The sequence below is a fragment of the Candidatus Cloacimonadota bacterium genome (assembly GCA_011372345.1).
Taxonomy (GTDB): Bacteria; Cloacimonadota; Cloacimonadia; order Cloacimonadales; family TCS61; genus DRTC01.
In genome coordinates this window covers 1-4,055 of record DRTC01000609.1, presented here as the reverse complement: position 1 = coordinate 4,055, position 4,055 = coordinate 1, and the positions used below count along the sequence as shown (strand labels likewise).

General features: G+C 35.9%; 4 protein-coding genes. All 4 read left to right on the top strand.

The annotated features are described in order from the left end of the window. The coding region (locus ENL20_11690) for a cytidylate kinase (protein HHE39216.1) at positions 1-272 on the top strand (272 nt) is incomplete at its 5' end. Further along, a complete protein-coding gene (locus ENL20_11685; GenBank protein ID HHE39215.1) occupies positions 262-867 on the top strand; it encodes a 1-acyl-sn-glycerol-3-phosphate acyltransferase in 606 nt (201 codons plus the stop codon). The genes ENL20_11690 and ENL20_11685, both read left to right, overlap by 11 nt. Continuing rightward, positions 857-1,750 (top strand): 4-hydroxy-3-methylbut-2-enyl diphosphate reductase, encoded by an 894-nt coding sequence (locus ENL20_11680; GenBank protein HHE39214.1) that lies wholly within the window; start codon positions 857-859, stop codon positions 1,748-1,750. The genes ENL20_11685 and ENL20_11680 overlap by 11 nt, the downstream gene beginning before the upstream one ends. Beyond that, positions 1,743-4,055, top strand: a 2,313-nt coding sequence (gene rpsA, locus ENL20_11675) for a 30S ribosomal protein S1 (GenBank protein ID HHE39213.1), incomplete at its 3' end; no start/stop codon positions are given. The genes ENL20_11680 and rpsA, both read left to right, overlap by 8 nt.

Sequence of the window (4,055 nt, the reverse complement as noted above, 5' to 3'; positions counted from 1 at the left end):
CTGTTGTTTTTCCCGATGCTGATTTTAAATTTTATATGGATGCAGATGTTAAAACACGAGCTTATCGAAGATGGATAGAAGCTAAAGAAAAAGGTGAAGAGCTTGTTTTAGAAGAAGTTGAAAAGGAATTGATCTGGCGGGATAAAAATGATTCGACACGCAAAATCGCTCCTTTGAAAAAAGTACCTGATGCAATTATTGTCAATACGAGCAAAATGTCGATTTCTGAGCAAGTTTCTTTCCTGATGGAGATTGTAAAAAATGAAAAATAAAAGAATAACTTATTCAATTATTACAACTTCAGTCCGTTTTTTTATGAAATATTTCTGGCATTATGAAATCATTCATAAAGAGAGAATAAAAAATATCACAAATTGTATTCTTGCTTCAAATCACATTTCCTGGTTTGATCCGCCTTTCATCGGTTCGATCATGCCTTTTGAGATCAATTATTTAGCAAAATCGGAACTTTTTAAGAATAAAATTTTTGGGAATTTCCTCCAATTTGTGAATGCTATTCCCATCAAAAGAGGGAAAGTTGATAGAACTGCAATTAATCGAGTCGAGGAAAAATTAGCTGCCGGTCAATCGATCCTATTATTTCCGGAGGGAACAAGAAAATCCAACAAAGTGAAACCCGGAATTGGAAAAATTGCGATCCAGACTGGAAAAGACATTGTTCCAATCTATATGAAAAATTCCAATAAATTCCGTAAATGCTTTTTAGGAAAGGATCGATTGAAAATTGTTATTGGTGAAAAAATAAAAAAAGAAGACTATTCCAATTTAGACGATTCCAAAAACAATTACCGATATTTAGCAAATTTCATTATGAAAAAGATAAAAGAACTGGAAAATGAGTGTTAAGATCGCCAAAAATTCCGGATTCTGTTTCGGTGTCAAAAGAGCGATAAATATTGCCCTGGAAGCGGCTCAAAAACATAAGAAAACCGTTACTTTAGGTCCAATAATACATAATCCGCAAATGGTTGAAAAATTAAACGAAAAAGGGATATTATCAGTAAATGATCATTCTGAAATTAAAGGAAGAGCAACAATAATCCGTTCGCATGGTGTTGAAAAAAATATTCTGGAAAAATTAAAAAATGATGATATAGAAATTATCAATGCAACCTGTCCTTATGTTTCCAAAACTCAGGAATTTGCAAAACAATTGGGCGAAGAAGGTTATCAAGTTATCATATTAGGTGATAAAGATCATCCTGAAGTTATTGCCCTGAAATCTTATACAGACGGTAATGCGATCATTGTATCAAATGCCAACGAATTACCGAAGCAAATATCAAAAAAAGTGGGTGTTATTTCCCAAACTACCCGCAACATCGAAGACCTGCAGGAACTGGTCAGAGCATTAGTTCCGAGATGTAATGACTTGAAAGTAATAAACACCATCTGTAATGCGACTGCCATTCGTCAGGAAGCGACATTGAAGTTGGCAAAAGAAAGCGATGTCATGATTGTTATCGGTGGGAAAAATAGTTCTAATACAAAAATGCTTGCCAAAATAAGTGCAAAAATTATTGAGACTTACCATATTGAAATAGCAGATGAGATAGATGAGAAGTGGTTTAAAGGTAAGTGTAATATCGGTTTAACAGCAGGCGCTTCCACACCGGACTGGATAATCGTGGAAGTATATAATAAAATAATAGAATGTCTGGAGAATGATCAGAACTTGGCTGCATGCATTGATGATATTCCCGGATTTAAGGAGAAAAATGATGTTTAACGATCAAAATGAAAACAAGGATGTTGTCAATCCTATTGATGAACAAACTGAAATTAAAGAAAAAGTGTCAACAGATGTTTCTGTTGAAGAAAAACCGGAATTGGTAAAAGAAATTCCAGAAAAAGAAATTTCCAAAAATGAAGAAGTTATTAAGGAGAAAAAACCGGAACCTGATACAGGTATTAAAGTTGAGGAGAAACCGGAAGCAGTAGAGGAAATTCTCAAAAAGGAAAAAGTTATTGAAGAAAAAAAACCGAAGATCAAAACAGATGTTCCTCTTGAGGAAAAAGTTGAGAAAAAACCGGAAATCAAAGTAAAAAAAGTTAAAGAGAAAAAGTCCAAAACGAAAGAAGACGATTTTGTGGTACTTCTTGATGAGTCTTTCAGTAAATTCACCAAAGGTGCTATTATTGATGGTGATGTGGTCAGTGTTGATGAACGGGAAGTGTTGGTCGATATCGGATTTAAGTCAGAAGGCTCTATTCCCAGCCGGGAATTTTCACAAACTCGATTTCCTGATCTTGGTTCAAAGATCAAAGTCTATATCGAATCAATTGAAGATGGTTCGGGCAGGCTTAAGCTTTCCAAACGGAAAGCAGATTTTTATTCCAGTCTGGAAAGATTCAATCAGTTGATGGAAACCAACGGTTCAATTACCGGAATTCTTCGACGACGCGTCAAAGGCGGAATGATCGTTGAAATAGACAATCTGGAAGCTTTTTTACCGGGTTCCCAGATCTCAACGAAACCAATTCCGAATTTAGATCAGTTTATTGGTAAAGAAAGCGAATTCAAAATCCTCAAAATAGATAAAGAACGAAGAAATATAATAGTTTCCCGAAAAAAAGTTCTGGAAGAAAGACGGGAAAATCAGATCAAAGAATTAAGAGAAAAAATTGTAGTTGGCTCAGAACTCGATGGTGAGGTCAGGAATATCACCGAATATGGAGCATTTATAGATTTAGGTGGAATCGACGGTTTACTCCACATAACAGATATGTCCTGGGGACACATCAAACATCCTTCTGATATGTTGAATATCGGAGATAAGGTTAAGGTCAAAGTTCTCGGTTATAACGAGGAAAATTCAAAAGTTTCTTTAGGGATCAAACAATTAGTTCCTCATCCCTGGGAAAATATTGAAGCCAAATATCCCGAAGGTTCGATCATCTCAGGAAAAGTCGTTAATATCACAAGTTACGGTGTATTTGTAGAGATAGAACCCGGAGTTGAAGGATTAGTTCACATTTCTGAAATGTCGTGGACGAAAAGGATCAAACATCCCAAGCAGATGGTAAAAGTCGGAGACACTATCAAAGCAATTGTGTTAACAACCTCAAGAGATTCACACAGAATTTCCCTGGGTATCAAACAGATGGAGCCGAATCCCTGGCTTACGATCGAAGAACGATATCCGGTTGGTGAAAAGATCACGGGAAAAGTTAAAAGTATAACTCCCTTTGGTATTTTTGTTGAGATCGAAGAAAATATCGAAGGCTTGATCCATATTTCAGATATTTCCTGGACTAAACGAATTTATCATCCCAAAGATGTTTTTAAAAAAGGCAGTGAAATCGAAGTTAAAGTCCTTTCCATCGATAAGACCTTACACAGAATTGCGTTGGGAATTAAACAACTGGCACCAGATCCGTGGGATAAACTCGATGAATTACTCCCGATAAATTCCGAGATCAAAGCAAAGATCGTTAAAATAATCACAAAAGGTGTTCTGGTCGATGTCCATGCCGGAGATCATGTGATTGAAGGATTTGTACCTCTCTCCCATCTCTCCCTTCCAGGTCTGAAAAGAGCGAATATGGCATTCGATATAGGTGAATCCATACCTCTCAAGATAATCGAACTAGATTTGGAAAACAGAAGGCTGATCCTGAGTGTGAAAGCATATTTCTTTGCAAAAGATAAGGAAGAACAGCTGGAATACATAAAGATCCATGAAGACAAGTTGAAAGCAAAAACAGAAAAAAGGAAAACAAAAAAAGAAAAATTTTCTACTAAGGAAAAAAAAGAAGATATTCCAGTAACAGAAAGAGCGATTAAAGAAACGAAAGAAAAGCCTGAAGAATCTGTTAAAGCAGAAAAAGATGAAGCAATTGAAGATAAACCTCAGGAAGCAAAAGGCGATATTAAAGGAACACCTGTTGAAACCGAAAAACCTGCAGATGAACAGGAAAAAATAGAAACTGAAAAAGAGCCGGAAACTACACCGGAAACGACAGAAGAAAAACCGGAAATCGGAGATGAAACTCCTATAGGACCTGAAAAAGAAGAAAAGGAAGAAATTGCT

What these genes read in the sequence shown, in the direction of transcription:
- ENL20_11685 (HHE39215.1), top strand. Translation starts at nt 262, where the DNA reads ATGAAAAATAAAAGAATAACTTATTCAATTATTACAACTTCAGTCCGT.
- ENL20_11680 (HHE39214.1), top strand. Translation starts at nt 857, where the DNA reads ATGAGTGTTAAGATCGCCAAAAATTCCGGATTCTGTTTCGGTGTCAAA.